Genomic DNA, 19,280 nt, shown 5'->3' with positions numbered 1-19,280 from the left:
TTTTATAAATTCCGCATGACTTTAGGAGGCTACATTTACATGGAAGATATCATCCAGCAGCTCGAAGAGCATATCCGCAGCCGCTATGAGATTGAAGCAGACGATGAGGATTTCGGCACAGACGTACATCTGTTTGATTACGGGTTCATTGACTCCATGGGAGCAACCGCACTGATAGCCCATATCGAGCAAACTTATGGCATTCAGGTGACCAATCAGGATCTGATGCTGTATCCCATGAACACCATCCAAGAAATCGCACATTTCATTTCCACGAAAACCGGGAGGTAACACCATGACCACGGAATGCACTATATCTCTGGAGCGGCTACACGAGAGTCAACACGGCCAGGTCAAATACGCATCCGCCTTCGTGGATGAACATATTCAAGAAATTACGCTGCATGACGGACAGCTTCGCATTGTTCATACATCCCCCGCAGGAAGCGAAGCGATTATGGAACGCGTGGAACGTCTTATCGAGCGTTTCTCCAAAGGAGATTTCGGTTTTAAGGAAAACATCCTTTTCCGCAATGAAGTCGCCGTTCCTCATCACGATGACATTATCCGCGAGCTGGTCGAAAGCAAAAGTATGAAAGTACTTGAGCCCGGCCTCTTTATTTTCCGGGAGCCCTTCTCTTCGCTGATGCGTTTCCTCGACTATTCATTCGTGACCAAGATCGCTAACCGGTTCGATGTTACGGAAGAGCATTATCCCGCCGTTATTCATTCCGAAACACTCAACAAGACGAACCATTTCACTTCATTCCCGGAACACATCCATTTCCTGACGCATCTGCGTGAAGATCTGGACGTTATTGAGTCATTCTCTGACTCGATCCGCGAAACCGGCGGCTGGAAGGACGAGCTTCCGCTCGATCTCAATGCCACTATGCCAAAACCGAAATTCACGATGAACCCATCGACCTGCTATCACTGTTATGAAGGCCTTCAAGGGGAGACGCTGGATAGTGACGGCATCGTAGTAACGGCCATTGCCAAATGCCACCGTTTTGAATCGAAGAACCACAGTGACTTTGGCCGTCTGCTCGATTTCTCCATGCGGGAAATTATTTTCGTAGGCAAGCCGGATTTCGTTAAAGAAAACCGTCTGAAATCGATTGAATATCTAAAAGAACTCGCCGTTGAATGGGAAGTCGACAGCTTGCTTGAGATCGCTAACGATCCGTTCTTCACGAATGACTTCCAAGTTAAAGCTTCGTTCCAGCGCAACCAGGAGATGAAGTACGAACTGCGCCTGACGATTCCTTACCTGGATAAGTCCATTGCGTGCAGCTCCGTTAACTTCCACAGCAACACATTCGGCAACGCCTTCGACATTAAAGTCGGCAAGCGTGCGGCCGTTACAGGGTGTGTGGGCTTCGGCATTGAACGGTGGGCCTTTGCGTTCCTCGCCCAGTACGGAATGGATCAGGCTAACTGGCCGGCATCGTTCCGTGAGCAGTATACAGCTTGGCAAGAAAAATCCATATAAAGAGTGATAGCGCGTGAACATACCCGCTTTTCTTAAGAAGAACAGCTTCGTCCTGGGGCTGCTTCTTATTTTTGTACTCGCCGAGATCGGACTGATGTTCTGGAATCCGATGGAGACGAGCCGCCGTTTTGCCAAAGACGATTTTACCAAAACGCTGTACCACCACAACTGGTCGCGTACAGGGGCTGTTTTCTATGGAAACTCCGCTGTAACGGGTGCTTACATGGAAGACAAATCTTCTGTTAAGCTCGTCGAAATGGGAATGTCCCTCGGGAAATTAACCGATCTGAAGGAAATTCTTCAGCGGGAACTTTATAATGTGCAGGGCGAGCTTGTCATAGGGATCGATGTGCATACGATGCTGGACAAGATGGATACCGACTACCGGTTTCCGTGGCACAAGCCCTGGTACAAGCCTTATGTATATGCGTACCGGGCAGATTTTTTAGATACAGGCACGGAATTCGTACGTAATCTTGCTTTGAAGGGGAGCCTCGATTATCAGCCGCGCTGGATCGACAAAGAGCTTTACTACGGCCGGGAAAGCTCCGAGCAGCTTGTGAAGGACTGGGCTCGCTATAACGAGAAGTATAACTGGATGACGCTCGCAGATATGAAAGACAATGTGGAGGCCCTCCAGTGGGTCATTACCTACAGCAAACAGCGGAACCTGCCCCTGCGCGTGGTCTGGATGCCTTTCATTCAAGGACATGAGAAGCCCCCTTATACCGAAGCTATGAAACAGGAAGTGAACAGCCGTCTGCAAGCATCCGATGTGCCTGTACTCGACCTTATGGACCGGTACGAACCCGGACTGTTCCATGACCTGGTCCACCTTAACCGTGAAGAAGGCGCTCCGGTGTTTACGAAGGAGGTTGACGCATGGCTGCTTTCTTTAAGAAAACCGCAGAAATCTTAATCTATCTCCTCATGCTCTACCTGGTACTGGTTTATTTCACCGGACAGGGATTGTTTATTTATGAAGGGTTCTAAGAAGGCTGTGACAAGACCTCAATCAAGTTAGGACGCTGCCGGCCAAGTTCCGTGTCTGCTTATACGCTGACTTGTTTGTCTGCTTGCCTGCCTGTCTGTAGACCCTACCGATTCTCCGTTTATTAAGGAGTCCTGCTATGTTTTATTTGAACATGAATGCGCTGCTAGCCATGTGCGGCATGGTGTTCGTGCTGATGGCAACAAGAAAATGGCCCCAGAACAAGCGCATTCTGATGCTGCTGTTCAATGTCGGCTTCCTGTTTCTGTGGAGCGGCAAGCTGTTCACCTTTTATCTCATCTACTCCGCTGTCAATTATGTAATGTTCGTCTACTTATGCCGGACACCCGTCTGGCGGAAGTTCTCGTTCGCCTTATTCATTCTTGCTAATATTGGCGCGGTCGTCTTGTTTCACATGCTTGGCAAAAACACCGAAGGATCCTTCCTGGCGGACGGCTTGATGACGCTCGGACTGCTCTTTAATGTGCTGAAAATTATCGATGCGCTGTATTTCGCTTATTTTTTCGGTAAAGAAGGGCAGGTCAAACTGCTCGATTATGTGAATTACATCTTATTCGTACCGACATTCACTTCGGGTCCGATCCTGAAATTCCGCGACTTTATGGCTGATCTGAAAAAACCTTACCGCGTCGATTCCGCTGAATTTCAATTTGGAGTCAAACGGATCATTCTGGGTTTGTTTAAGAAAGTCGTGGTTGTCGTCTGGATGACCGATATTTTCAACATCGTGATGAAGCAGGAGCTACATACCCACCAGAGTATATTCTTAATGATTTGGTTCTACCTGCTCATTTACGTGGATTTCTCAGGTTACTCGGACATTGCGGTCGGCTTCGGACGGCTCATGGGCTTTACGATTCCGGAGAATTTCAAGAAGCCGTTCACGTCCCCTACACTCACACAGTTCTGGCGTAATTGGCATGCAACCCTCGGAGACTGGTTCCGGGACCACATTTTCATCTTCTTTTCACGCAAAACACCATCCAAGCTGATGACCGCCGGACTTTCGATCCTGATTATGACGCTGATGGGACTGTGGCATGGATTCTCGTGGCTCTTCCTGATCTACGGGGTGTATCATGGTGTGATTATTGCGATTGAGAACCTGCTTGGCAAAACGACGGTGATCCGCCGGAAGGTATCCAAACCTTATTTCTACTTCCGCTGCCTGCTTACCCAGGTGCTCGTTGTAGCCGCGATTATTATCAACATGAACGATTACGATAGAGTGATGCGTATTTACAAAGGGCTTTTCCATTTGCCGTTCTAAGAACGGTCGAGTGGAAAGCTTTTTTATTAGGGGCCGCCTTTAAAGTCCTTACCTGCCGTTACTTGCAAGCGCTAGACGATATTTCATTCCAATCTGGTCTGAAGATGACTAGTTCCTTAGGAATGATTTGTCCGCTGCTGTGAAATACTTGGTCTATCTGTCATTTTTTATTGACCATTGTTTAATTAATGTTTGTATCTCTTAGCCACATCTGATATTCAACAGGAACTGACGCTTCATTTCCTTGGAAAGCGGTGCTATAATAACAAGTGTACGCGCGTTCTTTTTAAAATTCGTGGAGGTGTAACCATATGAAGTTAGGCGTATTTGCTGTCCTGTTCGGACAAAAGCCTCTAGAAGAAACACTCGATTATATCGCAGAAAAAGGCGTTGAAGCCGTTGAAATCGGTACCGGCGGTTATCCAGGTAATGCCCACTGCAAGCCTGAAGAACTACTCGCTGACGAAAGCAAGCTGAAAGCATTCAAACAAGCATTTGATTCCCGCGGACTTACCATCTCGGCGCTGAGCTGCCACGGCAATCCGCTTCACCCTCAAAAAGCTATCGCCAAGCAATATCACGATGAATTCTACCGGACGGTGGAATTGGCTGAGAAGCTTGAGGTTCCTGTCGTTGTCGGATTCTCCGGCTGCCCGGGAGACCATGAAGATGCCAAATATCCGAATTGGCCGGTAGCACCATGGCCGAACGATTTTCAAGAGATTCTAGACTGGCAGTGGTCTGAGAAAGTGATTCCGTATTGGACGGAAACCGGTAAATTCGCATCGGACCGCGGCATCAAGCTCGCGCTGGAGCTGCATGGCGGATTCTCCGTCCACACACCGGCTACCTTGCTGCGTCTGCGCGAAGCGGCTGGCGATGTCATTGGCGCTAACCTGGATCCCAGCCACATGTGGTGGCAGGGCATCGATCCGGTGCAGGCGGTTCAAATCCTTGGCCGTGCTAATGCAATCCATCACTTCCATGCCAAAGATACATCGATTGATCCGATCAATGTGAACAAACACGGCGTCACCGACATGCAGTCCTACGCCCTTATGCTGGACCGCGCTTGGCAGTTCCGTACAGTCGGCTACGGTCACGACATGAAGACATGGGCGGACATTATCAGCGCGCTGCGTCTGGTCGGTTACGACTATGTCGTCAGCATTGAGCACGAGGACGGCCTCATGTCCATTGACGAGGGCTTTACCAAAGCTGTTCAGAATCTCCAGCAGATTCTTATAAAAGAACCTCTCGGCGATATGTGGTGGGTCTAGGTCGTCATACTGTCCGGAGGTGCTGATGAATAGAGCCGATGCGAATTGCTCTATCGTCTTGCTGTAGTCCACCGCTCCCATTGCCATATGCCGTTTCACAAAAACCCAAAAGCCCCTTGTCCATTTACTAAGGACAAGGGGCTTCTTTGATTACGCATATTTGTAGTCGGCTGCTTGCTTACCAGCCCTTGATCATAATGACATCTATGAACAAGAATACGGCTAGGCTTACAATGGCAAAGCCGATCGCGAATACATTCTTCTGGGGTGCTTTAAACAAGCGGAACAGACCGATTGCAATCAGAATGGTAAAGATGATCACAAACGGATCAAAACCGGAAAATGTAGATGCCTGTTCTGCCTCTTCTGCAATATACAACATTGAGAGACCTCCTTCATTTATCTCCAACCAAATTAAACCAAACGATTTAGCCTTTTACTTTCTATGTTATCCGTATCAACCGCAAGATGCAAGGCCTTAGCTATCATGTTAACAAGTTTGTCACCTTTTTAGCCAAATAACGCCTTTCTTTTTAGTTTATAAGCAATCTATGTCCTTTCTATAATAATTGTTTATATACGCTTTTGCCACCTTTCGATTTACGCCCTTTACGAAATATGGTAGGATCAGACTATGATATTCACACTAATCAACTCGGAATTATAATATAAGGGGGTTCACGCATGGCTTCTTCACCTATTTGGGCACAAGATACATCGAAGTTGAACAAAATGGAGCTGGTTAAGCTTCAAAAAGACGGACTTGATGTCATTCGGACCATTATAGAAAAGTATGCTCTAGAAGGCTATGATTCCATTCCTGAAGATGATATGAATTTATTCAAATGGGCGGGCGTCTATCAGCAGAAACCTAAAGACGGGCATTTTATGATGCGGGTCCGTATCAATTCCGGCGTTCTGACAAGTGACCAGGCACGGGCTATGGCCGGTATTGCGGAAGACTACGGGAAGAACCTAGTCGATGTTACGACTCGTCAGGCTATCCAGTTCCACTGGCTTCGTGTTGAGAATTTGCCTGACATCTTCCAGCGCTTAGAACAAGTCGGACTCTATTCCTATGAAGCTTGCGGCGACTGCCCTCGTACAATTGTAGGCAATCCGCTGGCCGGTATCGACCCAGATGAACTATTTGACACGACTGAACTGGTCAATCAAGTCAATGATTTCTTCCTGATGAACAGAGACTTCTCCAATCTCCCTCGTAAATACAAAATGTCGATTTCAACCAATATATATAATTCCGCACACGCGGAAATTAACTGCCTGGGATTCACACCAGCTACTAAAATCATCGACGGCAAAGAAGTGCTCGGCTTCCATGCTTGGGTAGGCGGCGGCCTATCGGCTAAGCCTCACCTTGCTCAGCAGTTGGATCTATTCGTCCGCCCCGAGGAAGTATTAAAAGTCGCTACAGGAGTTACTGTAATTTTCCGTGATTACGGATACCGCCAGAAACGTACACATGCACGTCTGAAATTCCTTGTAGCGGACTGGGGTCCGGAGAAGTTCCTCGACAAACTTATCGAGCTGATCGGACCTATGCCTACCGGTGGTGAAGACAAGGTAGTAGGATGGACTGCCGCTTACTTCGACGGCGTACATCCTCAGAAACAGGACGGCTATAGCTACGTCGGCCTGAACGTTCCGGTTGGTCGTCTTAACTCGGAGGAGCTGCGTGAACTTGCCCGGATTGCAGATCAATACGGCAAGGGTACCATCCGTACCACGATGTCCCAGAATATCATTCTGTCGGATATTCCTAATGATCAAGTAGAGAACGTTCTACAAGAGTCCGTCCTGCAGCGTCTGACGCCGTTCCCCAAACGTTTCATGAGCCGTACTGTCTCTTGCACAGGCAATGAGTTCTGCAACCTGGCTCTGGTTGAAACCAAGGAATTTGCACGCCGTGTAGCCGAGTATTTGGATGAGCATGTTGAACTGGATGAGGAAGTACGCATTCACTTCATTGGATGCCCTAATGCTTGCGGACAGAAGCAAATTGCCGATATCGGTCTGCAGGGTACCCTTGTCAGAACGCCTGAAGGGATGACCAGCGCGTATGATATCGCAGTCGGCGGTATTCTCGGACCCGGCGCACAGTTCAACCAAGCGCTTAAAGGCCGCGTGAAGAGCGATGACGTAGGCCACGTTCTTGCCGAGCTGATCCGTTTCTATAAGGATACCCGCAATGACGGTGAGAGCTTCCATCAATTTTATTTACGGGTAGGGACGGCCCCTTTCCAGGAAAAACTCACTCAGCTTCTTACGGTAGCTTCTTAATAAAATCACTAATAGCAGGTTGGAGATTCATTCTTCTGCCTGCTATTGTTCGTTACGGGGCCCTTAGATCAGCAGGTACGTAAGGCTAGGAGCAATCTTTGTGGTCTCGAAAAGCAGGATTGCTTAACACTCTCGGTACTGATATTCCGACAATCAGGAATCATAATTCCATGATCACGCTGTATAGAAGAAAAGGGCATGCGCGTCAACGACGCACATGCCCTTTTTTATTGCTCCGCCGTTAGCCCGCGGCATCCTGCAGTCTTTCTTTGGCACGCTCAGAATGATTATCTGAACGTTTGCGGTCGCGTTCGAGAACAGGCTTCAAGTACTGTCCCGTGTACGAACCTTCAACCTTAACGACCGCCTCTGGCGTACCGCTTGCCACAATCTCGCCGCCCCTGCTTCCACCCTCAGGACCTAAATCTATCAGGTGATCGGCCGTCTTGATTACATCCAGATTATGCTCGATTACCAGAACAGAATCTCCGTTTTCTACAAGACGGTGAAGTACCTTCAGCAGACGGTCTATATCATGGATGTGCAGCCCCGTAGTAGGCTCATCCAGAATATAGATGGTCTTGCCCGTACTCCGGCGGTACAGTTCAGCCGCCAGCTTAACGCGCTGGGCTTCACCGCCTGACAAAGTAGTACCGGATTGTCCAAGCTTCATGTAGCCTAAACCGACATCAAGTAAGGTATAGAGCTTCCGATGAATACGCGGGATATTCTCAAAAAACTCACAAGAATCTTCAATTGTCATATCCAAAATATCCGATATCGTTTTGTTCTTATAACGAACCTCGAGCGTTTCACGGTTGTAACGTTTGCCTTTGCATATCTCACAAGGCACATAGACATCCGGAAGGAAATGCATCTCGATTTTGATAATGCCGTCCCCTCTGCAAGCTTCACAGCGGCCGCCTTTCACATTGAAGCTGAATCGACCCTTCTTATATCCCCGAACCTTGGCTTCGTTCGTAGATGCAAACAAGTCCCGGATATCATCGAAAACACCCGTATAAGTAGCCGGGTTGGAACGCGGCGTACGCCCGATTGGAGACTGGTCAATATCGATAACTTTATCTACATGCTCCAAGCCCTTTATTTCCCGAAAATTACCCGGTCGGACTTTCGCCTTGTTAAGGTCACGAGCCAGCGTTTTATATAAAATTTCGTTAATTAACGTGCTTTTACCCGAGCCGGATACTCCGGTTACGCAGGTAAATACGCCGAGCGGCACCTTCACGTTAACATTGCGGAGATTATTTTCTTTGGCTCCTTTAATTTCGAGCCATTTGCCGTTGGGCTTGCGGCGTTCGGCGGGTACCGGGATAAATTTCTTACCGCTCAGGTACTGGCCTGTCAGCGACTTCTCGTTCTTCATAACTTCTTCAGGCGTTCCCTGAGCGATAATTTGACCGCCGTGAATACCGGCACCCGGACCTATATCAATGATATAGTCGGAAGCCATCATAGTATCTTCGTCATGCTCCACTACAATCAGTGTATTTCCCAGATTCCGCATATGCTCCAGAGTCTGGATAAGGCGTGTATTGTCGCGCTGGTGCAGACCGATACTAGGCTCATCCAAGATATATAGAACGCCCATAAGGGAAGAACCGATCTGAGTTGCCAAACGGATCCGCTGAGCCTCGCCGCCCGAGAGCGTTCCGGCTGCACGGTGCAACGTGAGATAGTCCAAGCCCACGTTAACCAGGAAACCGAGGCGCGCTTTGATCTCTTTGAGAATCAAATGAGCAATCGTCCGTTCCTTTTCGCTGAGTCCCGGCTCCAGTTCTTCAAACCAGCTCTGAGCGTCGCCGATCGACAGCTCCGTAGCATAGGCGATGTTATTGCCACCGACAGTGACAGCCAGTGTCTCGGGTTTTAGGCGGTGTCCTTTACATTTCGGGCACGGCTTAGAGCTCATATATCCCTCGATATGCTCACGAATTCCGTCCGAGAAAGTATCGCGGTAGCGGCGCTCCAGATTGCGTACAATTCCTTCAAATGGGACGTACGCATCCTTAACGGTTCCAAACTCATTCTTGTAGTGGAAACGTACACGCTGATTCTCTGTGCCGTATAGAATAATCTTCATTTGCTCTGCACTAAGCTCAGAAACGGGAACATCCCTCGGGATTTTAAAGTGTGTGCATACAGCCGCCAGAAACTGCGGGTAGTAAGTGGAAGTGCTTCCCGCCCAAGCTTCAAACGCCCCTTGCTCGATCGTTTTGTCCGGGTTGCTCACAAGAAGGTCCGGATCGACAATCATCTGGCTCCCCAGCCCGTCGCATTCGCTGCAGGCCCCGAAGGGGCTGTTGAATGAGAACATACGCGGAGACAATTCATCGATGCTGAAGCCGCATTCCGGACAAGCCAGGTTCTGGCTGAACAGCAGTTCTTCCTGTCCGATAATATCCACGATGATGCGTCCCTCAGACAGCTTAAGTGCAGTCTCAAGTGAATCGGCCAGGCGAGTTTGAACGTCTTCTTTAATTACAATGCGGTCTACGACGACCTCAATGCTGTGCTTTTTATTCTTCTCCAGTGTAATCTTATCGGAGAGGTCCATCGTTTCGCCGTTTACACGCACCCGAACGAAACCCTGCTTCTGAATATCTGCGAGAAGCTTGGTGTGCTCCCCTTTTCTCCCTGAAACCAGAGGGGCGAGGATTTGCAGCTTCGTGCGCTCGGGGTATTCCATTACACGGTCTACCATTTGCTCTACGGTCTGCGAGGTAATCTCAATGCCGTGAACCGGGCAGTGCGGCTTGCCGATACGCGCAAATAAAAGCCTCAAATAATCGTAAATCTCCGTGACTGTCCCGACTGTTGAGCGCGGATTGCGGCTTGTGGTCTTCTGATCGATAGAGATTGCCGGAGATAATCCTTCAATCGAATCCAGATCGGGTTTATCCATCTGCCCTAGAAATTGCCGGGCATACGCGGAAAGTGACTCGACATAGCGCCGCTGCCCCTCAGCATAAATCGTATCAAAGGCCAAAGATGACTTGCCTGATCCGCTTAATCCCGTTAGAACGACGAATTTATCCCGCGGGATAGTCACATCAATATTTTTCAGATTGTGGGCACGTGCCCCTTTAATGATGATATTTTCTTTGGCCACAGTAATGTACCACCCTCTCTATCATTGACCGGCTTGTCCCCAAAGACATCGAATCCGATACTATCCTTTACATGCCGATCATTGTCCTTGCCCTTATCCTAGCTTATATGTCTTGAATCTATTGTTTATATTTTCATGCTTATATTCTATATGAAGCCCATAGAGCAGCCTATATTTCTATTAAAGTCACCAGACATCCATACTCGGATAGCACAATTAAATATATACGAAAGTATATACTCACTGCAACTACTAAGTCTATCAAATTACAGTCAATCTTTCAAACCCTGCTTCTACCAGTTATGTCCTTACTCGAGTCATTCTAAGCATACAGACAGGCAGGAAAACCATATTCCGTGTCCTCCGTCTGCCGCCGCTCTAACCGAGGATAGACCGAAAAAAGCAAACCCAGTCTCAAACTGCCTATCGTTTGCTTTCCTCAGTCTAATCACCTGTCTTCAGCCTTCCGCCTTCAGTTCCAGAAGTGCATCACGTAGCTCGGCCGCTCTTTCAAACTGCAGATTCTTCGCGGCGTCCTTCATCTCGGCTTCAAGACGCTGGATCAGGGAAGTGCGGTCTTTCTTGGACATTTTGCCGGTCTTAACGCCCGCCAGGTACTCCGTCTTCTCTTCCGCCACTTTAGTGGCCTCGATAACTTCGCGAATCTTCTTCGCAATGGTCTGCGGAGTAATGCCGTGCTTCGCATTATAAGCCTCTTGAATGGAACGGCGACGCTCTGTCTCCTGGATCGCTTTGGCCATCGAATCCGTTACTTTATCACCGTACATGATAACACGGCCTTCCGAGTTCCGGGCGGCACGGCCCATAGTCTGGATCAGAGAACGTTCGGATCTAAGGAACCCTTCTTTATCTGCATCCAGAATAGCTACCAGCGACACTTCCGGTAAATCCAATCCTTCCCGGAGGAGATTGATTCCGACTAATACATGGAACGTCCCCAGGCGGAGATCTCTAAGAATCTGCATCCGCTCCAGTGTCTTAATATCGGAATGCAAATAACGGACCTTGATCCCGATTTCTTTGAAATAGTCGGTTAAGTCCTCTGACATCTTCTTCGTCAATGTCGTAACGAGCACCCGTTCATCCCGAGCTATACGCTCCTGGATTTCTCCGATAAGATCATCAATTTGACCTTTGGTCGGTCTAACCTCAATCAAAGGATCAAGCAAACCTGTAGGACGGATGATCTGCTGGACCATCTCCGGACAATGCTCAAGCTCATAAGGCCCCGGCGTCGCCGAAATATAGACAATCTGATTAACCTTCTGCTCGAATTCTTCGAATTTAAGCGGACGGTTATCAAGTGCGGACGGAAGGCGGAAACCGTGATCCACCAGAACTTCCTTCCGTGCGCGGTCTCCGTTATACATGGCGCGGATCTGCGGCAGCGTCACGTGAGACTCATCCACCATGACCAGCATGTCGTCCGGGAAGTAATCCATCAGCGTGTACGGCGTTGCTCCCGGCTCACGGAAGGTCAGCGGGCCTGAATAGTTCTCAATGCCCGAACAGAAACCCATCTCCGCCATCATCTCGATGTCGTAGCGGGTTCTCTGCTCCAGGCGCTGCGCTTCCAGCAGCTTCCCTTGACCCTTGAGCACTTCAAGGCGTTCTTCAAGTTCTCGCTCAATGTTTACCAGCGCACGCTTCATCGTATCTTCATGGGTAACGAAGTGAGACGCCGGGAAAATCGCGATATGGTCGCGTTCGCCGAGGATCTCGCCCGTCAAAACGTCGATCTCTGTGATCCGCTCGATCTCGTCCCCAAAAAGCTCGACGCGGACTGCCTGTTCACTGCGTGAAGCAGGGAAGATCTCGATCACGTCGCCGCGGACCCGGAACGTGCCCCGGACGAAATTCATATCGTTCCGCTGATACTGAATGTCGACGAGGCGGTGGAGGATTTCGCTCCGCGACCTCTCCATCCCTGTCCTCAGCGAGAGCAGCAAAGAGCCGTATTCGGACGGCGATCCCAAGCCATAAATACAGGAGACACTCGCTACGATGATGACATCTCTGCGTTCAAACAGCGAGCTGGTCGCGGAATGCCGCAGTTTATCAATCTCTTCATTAATGCTGGAGTCTTTCTCTATATAGGTGTCCGAAGACGCAATATACGCCTCTGGCTGATAGTAATCATAGTAACTGACGAAGTAAGACACCGCATTGTTCGGGAAAAATTCCTGGAACTCACTGCAGAGCTGTGCAGCAAGTGTTTTGTTATGCGCGATGATAAGCGTGGGGCGGTTCAATTGCGCAATAACCTGGGCAGCCGTAAAGGTTTTACCCGTACCGGTTGCTCCCAGCAGAGTCTGGTGCCTGCTCCCTGCCTGTATCCCTTTCACAAGTTCCTGTATCGCACGAGGCTGATCTCCTTGCGGAGAAAAATCCGAGACAAGTTCGAATTTATTTTGACTTTTGACTATTTGATCCAAAATTCATCACCCACCGTCAGGTAGTCTTATTGATCGATCTATGCAAATCCGTCCAATTTAATCACTATAAACTTTTATCCCGGTAAATCCGATATAGAACTTATACAAAACGCCACATCGGATAAACGCAAGCAACCGGAAATAAGAATATGTGTTCCCTTTCCAGTATACTCTTTTTAGATCCCGGTTGCAAATATTTAGACGTTTCGGCAGTCTTCCGGACGCATCGGGCAGCATCATGAACTTATTTAAATTTAGAGGTGGTCAATCGTGGATTTAGCAACACTGTTAGGACTCATTATCGGCTTGGGTTCACTTATCGGTGGGTACATGTGGGACGGCGGGCACTTACTAGCCCTATTCATACCTAGTGCCATACTAATCGTTGTCGGCGGGACAATCGGCGCAGTAGTCGTCAGTTTCCCTACCAGTACACTGAAGAAAGCCCCGAAAGCACTTGCTGTCGCTTTTAAACAAACAGAGCGTGACTCCTCTGCAACTATCGACGAGATTGTCGACATGGCTTCTATCGCACGTCGTGAAGGTGTTCTGGCACTTGAGCAGAGAGCACTCGAGCATCCTAATCCTTTTCTGAGAGACGGCCTGATGATGGTTGTCGACGGAACGGATCCGGAGCTGACCCGGCAAATTCTTGAGTTAGAGATGGATTCCATCGAGCACAAGAACGACAGCATGTCCAAAATGTTCGAATCCGCGGGCGGCTATTCCCCCACCATGGGGATTATCGGTACCGTTCTCGGACTGATTCACGTACTCGGCAACCTGACCGATCCGGAAGCTCTGGCACCGGCCATTGCAGTAGCTTTTGCCGCAACGCTGTACGGGGTTATGCTTGCCAACGTTGTTTACCTTCCGATCGCCAATAAAATTAAACTGCGCGGCAAAGAACAAATTTCCGAAATGGAGCTCATGCTGGAAGGCATTCTTGCTCTGCAGGCGGGTGAAAATCCTCAATTGATCCGTAAAAAGCTCGCTTCTTTCATTCACGAGAAGAAAGCCGACAGTAAAAACAGCGGAGAGGTGGGTGCTGTTCTTGCGGAAGAGGGGTAGAAGAGGCGGTCATGAGGAAGGGCATGGAGCTGGTGAACGTTGGCTGATTACTTATTCCGACCTCATTACACTGCTGCTTGCTTTTTTTATCATCATGTACGCTATGAGCAAAGTTGATACAAGCAAGTATGATGCGATGGCAAGAGCCCTTAATTCAGAGTTTATGAAGTCCGAATCGATCCTGCCTCACGGCAGCGGTATATCGGGTACGAATATGCCGACAGGCACCGATGGAACCAAGCCTAAGAAGAACGCAGCTGCTGAAGAGGCCGAGAAGAAAGAACAGCAGCTCAAGGATATGCTCAAAGCCATTCAAGCGTACATCGTCGAGAACAACCTTGAAGCCAAAGTTTCTGCGGCAGATACACCTAGAGGTATCGCTATCACGCTTAACGACTTGTTCCTGTTCGATCTGGGTAAAGCCGAGCTTAAGCCGGCTGCCTATCCTGTTCTGGAGAAGCTGGCCTCACTCGTTCCGACCATAAACAATAAAGTCAGCATCGAGGGTCACACGGATAACCTTCCGATGTCCGCAGGTTCTTTCTACAAAGACAACTGGGGATTATCTACCGCGAGATCTCTTTCCGTCCTTCGGTACTTCACCAATACAGCTAAGCTAGGCGACAGCAATTTAATGGCTACCGCTTATGCGGATACGATGCCGAGACTGCCCAATACAAGCGAAGAAAACCGGGCCAAGAACCGGCGCGTTGAAATTGTTGTTCTACGTGAGCTGCAAACCGATCCGGCCACAACCCCGAAGACTCAACCAACCGAACAAACACAGCCGGTGCAAGCAGCCCAGTAAATTCAACAGCTCAACAGACGGTTTTCAGCAAACGGGATTTATCCGGCATTTCATATGACTCCTCTCTGCGGAAGCACAAAGAAACCTCGGTCCTCACCAGTCGGTGAAGCCGAGGTTTTCGTCTGTATAGGGTGAGGAACCGGTTAGAAGGTTTCCTCTGAATCCTTTTTGAGCAGCCCGGTAAGCTTGCGTGTCAAATACGTCAATAAAGGCAACTGCCGCGTTTCTACGTAGAAGACCGCCTCCTGATCCGGACATATAATGATGCCCAGCTGGTAGTGGTCTCCGGCGAACACGGCACGCTTGTGAAACCGCAGCTCCCCTGCGTGATCGGCAATCTCCAGCTTGCAGTAAGCAGAGCTAAGCTGTATCGCTTGATGAAGCTCGGACTTGCTGTGAACGCGCAGGCCGTTCACCTTGTGGACCAGCTCGCCGGGCTTCAAGCCCAGCTCCTCTGCCGGGCTGCCCGGCACAACGGCCAGAATCTTCAGCCCGCGGGGCTGGTTAATGTAGTACGGGCTGCGCTGGGCTTCTTCCCAGCGTCCGTACCACATGACCGCTTCGTGCAGCGCGATGCCCAGCACGGCCGCTACGATCGTGAACGGGCTCCACAGCTGCGCGAGGAGCGCCGCCAGGAAGAGCACGAGCGCGTAGATGAGCAGCAGCCCGGAGCTGCGGTTCACCTTCTCGCGGGGCAGCCGCGTCATCGTCAGCTCGCTGAAGCCGATCATCGCCGGAAAGGCGAGGAACGTCCAGCCGGCCATGAGGCTGTCTCCGGCAAACAGCGGCGTCCAGGGCAGGGCTGCCGCCCCCGCTTGTACCGGCACCGCGAGGAACAGCGGCGCGAGCCAGAAGCCCTGCAGCTGGTAACCGCCCACAATCTTGCCGCGCTTGCCCTCGTAGAACATCGGGCTGGCCATCCGTGATCCCTGCGCCCGGATCAGGACCGCTTCAGCGGCATGCAGAATGGCTACCAGTGCAAGCAGCGACGGAACATCGGCGCCGCGTACCGCGGCCAGCACGCCGTTCCAGAAGCCTCCCTCTCCTTGCTGCGGCACCAGGCTCAGCAAGGGCTGCAGAATACCGAGCAGGCCAACCGAGTAAGCCAGACAGAGGAACCGGATCCGGATAAGGATCATCAGGATCGACAGGACCCACAGCAGCAGCACTGTTTCAAGCTGAATGCTCACGCCGATAAACAGCATCGCGACCGAGACTGCCAGTCCGGCCGCCCAGCCCCACAAATACGTCCGCCACGTTTCCCCTACCAGTGAATGAAGACTCGTGGCGAACAATTTGCGTTCAAACTGAATTTGTTTCCGGTATTGAAGAATAACAAGCAGAAGTCCGATATAAGTAAAAGGGTTCAGCCATAGGCGGCCGAACGCCATCAAGAATCGACCAGCAATATCCGCAATAATGTCCATAACACTCTCCTTGCAGGCTCGAATCTTACATGTCTATATGGGATAAAAACTCATTCTGACACTCCCTATACTATTCGACCCGCCTGTTCTTTTTCCTTCCGCACCTCTGCATTTGTCAAAAAGAAGAAGACGGTAAGGGCTGCGCTTATCCGTGCGCGATTCCCCTTACCGTCTTTTTGTTTACTTGGAAAGCTGGGTCTGCAGCTCTTTCACAGCCGCTTTCAACTGGTTATCATTCTTAGGCAGCTTGATGGCTTCAAGTACCGCAGTCTCCAGCTTCTTGGCTGTCGCAATGTCCACTTCCCCTGTTGCCGGAAGGCCCTTGCTCGTCTGAAAGGCTTTAACCGCCTGAGCGGTTTTGGCGCTGTAGTAGCCGTCCGTCCGATCAGGCGCATGCCCAATCCCGGTCAGCATCAGCTGAAGGTTCTTGACATCTTCATTGTTGCTGTCCGGCTTCAAAGTGTCCTTCTTAGATAGAATGGAAGCTTTGAAGAATGCGGGCTGCTCTACCTTAATATCCGGCTCGATTCCTTTTTTGTGAATCCAGTTGCCATCCGGTGTGAGCCACTTGTAGACGGTCATTTTGATGTTGCTGCCGTCTCCCATTTCTTTGACATACGTTTCCTGGACGGTACCTTTACCGAAGGTGGTCTCTCCGATCGTTTTGCTGCCGACCGCTTCTTTAAAAGCACCCGCCAAAATCTCGGAAGCACTTGCGCTTCCTTTATTCGTCAAGACGACAACCGGATAGTTCTTCGTACCGCCCTTGGAGGTGGTCGCTTCCTTCTTGCCGTCGCGGTTCTCGATCTGCACAATCGGTTTGCCTTTAGGCACGAACGGCTCCACCATATCAATCACGACATTTAGCAGACCGCCGGGATCATTGCGGACATCAATAATGAGACCTTTCATGCCCTGGGATTCAAGCTTCTCCAGTTCTTTCTTGAAATGATCTCCCGTATTGGCGGAGAACTGGCGGACTTCGATTTTGCCTATTCCGTCTTCCAGCATTTCGGCAAATACGGTTTCAATGTCGATTTCCGCACGGACGATGGTAACTTGAGTCGGGTCTGAAGAGCCCGGCCGCAAAATTTCCAGCTTCGCCTGCGTTCCTTTTTCACCGCGGATTTTGAGCACAGCCTGGTTAACTGTCAGCCCGTCCAGCTTTTCTCCGTTCACAGACACGACAATATCATTAGCCATAATGCCTGCTTTCTCAGCCGGAGATCCTTTGATGGGCGATACAACCTTGATTCTGCCGTCCTCTGCCGTCACCTCGGCTCCGATTCCCTGGAACGACGAGTTAATGTTCTCGGTAAATTGTTTGGCTTCTTCCTTGTCCATATAGACTGTATAAGGATCTTCCAGCGCTTCAAGCATCCCGTTGATAGCGCCATTCATGATTTTATCGTGATCCACATCACTCAAATACTTGTTCTCGATAAGCTCATAAGTCTTCGCAATTTTATTGACATCCTGACTGCTGAGGCTGGACGAAGCGGCAGGAGCGGCAACTCCTAAGGATTTGCTCACTCCTGGAAACAGATTCGATCTGACTGCCGTCAGTGTCAAAATGCTGCTTACGAACATACCTAGCAAGACGAATGCTATAACTGAACGTCCTTTAAATCGCACTGCCGTTTCACCACCCTTGTACTTGCACCCTTGTGAGCTGCTCTTACTAGTATATGACAAGCTCTACCAATTTATGAGTGCCAGTCCCTAAAACGTTGAAGCTTCTAGAAAAGATATCCGGACGGATTAACCGGTTTGGAATTAATACGGACTTCAAAGTGCAGATGGTTGCCTGTTGAGCGACCGGTCGATCCTACTTCAGCAATCTTCTGGCCTTTTTGCACCGATTGGCCCTTTTGTACTTTAATCCCGCCGTTGCGGATATGTCCGTAGAGCGTCCATACGCCGCCGCCGTGATCGACAATTACACAGTTGCCATAACCGCTCCATTCCGAAGCAACCAGCACGGTTCCTGACTCAGCCGCATAAATATCGGTACCCAGCGGAGCCGGGAAATCAATGCCGCTGTGATTGGCGCTAGATCCGTTAATCGGGTCATTACGTCCGCCATAGCCGGAAGATATATTCACTTTGAACGGCAGTGGATACCCCATTTTGCCGGCGCTTGAAGCCGGTCCTTTACTGCCACTGCCACCGCCGCCGCCAGAAGTTATAGCAGAATTAGAAGACTGGCTTGCTGCCTTCTTGGCCGCTGCAGCGGCAGCCGCAGCTGCGGCTGCTGCCGCTTCTGATTTCTTCCTTGCCTGAAGCTGAGACTCCTTCTGGGCATAAGCGATGATTGCTTGTTCCTGCTCGCTGTTAATTTCTTCGAGATTCTTCTGCTCTTCGCTCAGAGAAGCAACCTTCACCTCTTTGGCTTTTTCCTTAATGAGCAGATCCTGCTTAATATCCTCCGTCTGCGCAAACAATGTTTTGACATAAGCAAGCTGTTTCTCAATTTGCTGTTTCTTCTCTATAACTAGAGCCTGGTCTTTTTTATTCTCCTCCAGAATTTCCTTGTCCTGATCTACAATCGATTTCAGAGCAGACATCCGGTCAATGAAATCAGAGAAATTAGTCGAATTAAGTAGAACCTCTAAGTAGGAGACCGAGCCGTTCTCATACATGGTACGTACGCGGGATTTCAGCTGCTTGTCCCTTTTTTCCACACGCTGCTCAGCCGCATCCAGCTGGACCGCATTTTCTTCCAAATCAGTGGTTGTGTTCTCGATTTGTTCGTTCAACCCGGCCAGTTTAGCGGTTGTAGCATCCAATTGATCCATTAATGTCTTAATATCTTTAGCAGTTTCCTGCTTTTCTTTCTCTACCTGTGTAAGCTGATTTTGTACATCCTTCGCTTTCTGTTCGGCGGCGGATTTCATTTTCTTCATATTCGAAATTTCTTGATCGATCTTGGCCGTGTTGGAAGCCCCGATGGCTACCGAATACGGGAGCAATGTTGTCGAGATTCCGAGTGCAATCACTAAAGGCATAATTCTTTTCTTCAAGTGT

General features: G+C 49.7%; 14 protein-coding genes. 8 read left to right on the top strand and 6 right to left on the bottom strand.

The window, feature by feature from the left end; all coding sequences use genetic code 11:
• Positions 1 to 39 precede the first annotated feature (39 nt).
• The 5 genes from AR333_RS21810 (at position 40) to AR333_RS21790 (ending at position 5,057) form a co-directional block, all read left to right on the top strand.
• Positions 40 to 291 carry an acyl carrier protein gene (locus AR333_RS21810; protein WP_068777487.1) on the top strand — a complete coding sequence of 84 codons (252 nt, stop codon included), beginning with the start codon at positions 40 to 42 and terminating at the stop codon, positions 289 to 291.
• A gap of 4 nt (positions 292 to 295) precedes the next feature.
• Positions 296 to 1,495, top strand: coding sequence for a hypothetical protein (locus tag AR333_RS21805; protein WP_068777486.1), 1,200 nt, complete (start codon positions 296 to 298; stop codon positions 1,493 to 1,495).
• A 13-nt stretch (positions 1,496 to 1,508) separates the two neighbouring features.
• On the top strand, positions 1,509 to 2,414 hold the full coding sequence (locus AR333_RS21800; protein ID WP_068777485.1) for a hypothetical protein: 906 nt from the start codon (positions 1,509 to 1,511) through the stop codon (positions 2,412 to 2,414).
• Positions 2,415 to 2,625: 211 nt separating this feature from the next.
• Positions 2,626 to 3,777: an MBOAT family O-acyltransferase gene (locus AR333_RS21795; protein ID WP_068777484.1), complete on the top strand. Its 1,152-nt coding sequence runs from the start codon at positions 2,626 to 2,628 to the stop codon at positions 3,775 to 3,777.
• 311 nt (positions 3,778 to 4,088) lie between these two features.
• Entirely contained in the window at positions 4,089 to 5,057 is a 969-nt protein-coding gene (locus tag AR333_RS21790; protein WP_068777483.1) for a sugar phosphate isomerase/epimerase, read from the top strand.
• Between the two features lie 178 nt (positions 5,058 to 5,235).
• Here the strand turns inward: AR333_RS21790 and AR333_RS21785 are convergent, their stop codons facing one another.
• Positions 5,236 to 5,436: a DUF2759 family protein gene (locus tag AR333_RS21785; protein ID WP_156430986.1), complete on the bottom strand. Its 201-nt coding sequence runs from the start codon at positions 5,434 to 5,436 to the stop codon at positions 5,236 to 5,238.
• Positions 5,437 to 5,741: 305 nt separating this feature from the next.
• Here AR333_RS21785 and AR333_RS21780 point away from each other — a divergent pair, with 305 nt between their 5' ends.
• Entirely contained in the window at positions 5,742 to 7,358 is a 1,617-nt protein-coding gene (locus AR333_RS21780; RefSeq protein WP_068777481.1) for a nitrite/sulfite reductase, read from the top strand.
• A 241-nt stretch (positions 7,359 to 7,599) separates the two neighbouring features.
• Here AR333_RS21780 and uvrA read toward each other — a convergent pair whose 3' ends face one another.
• Together uvrA and uvrB are read right to left on the bottom strand one after the other, a co-directional pair.
• Entirely contained in the window at positions 7,600 to 10,491 is a 2,892-nt protein-coding gene (uvrA, locus tag AR333_RS21775; protein ID WP_068777480.1) for an excinuclease ABC subunit UvrA, read from the bottom strand.
• A gap of 458 nt (positions 10,492 to 10,949) precedes the next feature.
• Positions 10,950 to 12,947 carry an excinuclease ABC subunit UvrB gene (gene uvrB / locus AR333_RS21770; RefSeq protein ID WP_084783960.1) on the bottom strand — a complete coding sequence of 666 codons (1,998 nt, stop codon included), beginning with the start codon at positions 12,945 to 12,947 and terminating at the stop codon, positions 10,950 to 10,952.
• Positions 12,948 to 13,217: 270 nt separating this feature from the next.
• On the opposite strand from uvrB, the gene AR333_RS21765 reads away from it, so the two are divergent.
• Positions 13,218 to 14,018, top strand: coding sequence for a flagellar motor protein (locus AR333_RS21765; RefSeq protein ID WP_068777478.1), 801 nt, complete (start codon positions 13,218 to 13,220; stop codon positions 14,016 to 14,018).
• Positions 14,002 to 14,826: a flagellar motor protein MotB gene (locus AR333_RS21760; RefSeq protein WP_068777477.1), complete on the top strand. Its 825-nt coding sequence runs from the start codon at positions 14,002 to 14,004 to the stop codon at positions 14,824 to 14,826. Before AR333_RS21765 ends, AR333_RS21760 begins: the two co-directional genes overlap by 17 nt.
• A gap of 143 nt (positions 14,827 to 14,969) precedes the next feature.
• On the opposite strand, the gene AR333_RS21755 is transcribed toward AR333_RS21760, so the two are convergent.
• The 3 genes from AR333_RS21755 to AR333_RS21745 all read right to left on the bottom strand — a co-directional run bounded on the left by AR333_RS21755 (position 14,970) and on the right by AR333_RS21745 (position 19,276).
• Positions 14,970 to 16,253, bottom strand: coding sequence for a PDZ domain-containing protein (locus AR333_RS21755; RefSeq protein ID WP_068777476.1), 1,284 nt, complete (start codon positions 16,251 to 16,253; stop codon positions 14,970 to 14,972).
• Positions 16,254 to 16,433: 180 nt separating this feature from the next.
• Positions 16,434 to 17,888, bottom strand: coding sequence for a S41 family peptidase (locus AR333_RS21750; RefSeq protein WP_068777475.1), 1,455 nt, complete (start codon positions 17,886 to 17,888; stop codon positions 16,434 to 16,436).
• 104 nt (positions 17,889 to 17,992) lie between these two features.
• Entirely contained in the window at positions 17,993 to 19,276 is a 1,284-nt protein-coding gene (locus AR333_RS21745; RefSeq protein ID WP_068777474.1) for a murein hydrolase activator EnvC, read from the bottom strand.
• Positions 19,277 to 19,280 lie beyond the last annotated feature (4 nt).

Source organism: Paenibacillus sp. FJAT-26967 (assembly GCF_001541095.1).
GTDB lineage: Bacteria > Bacillota > Bacilli > Paenibacillales > NBRC-103111 > Paenibacillus_F.
The sequence above is the reverse complement of the archived record's forward strand: the minus strand, read 5'-3'. Positions and strand labels throughout refer to the sequence as shown.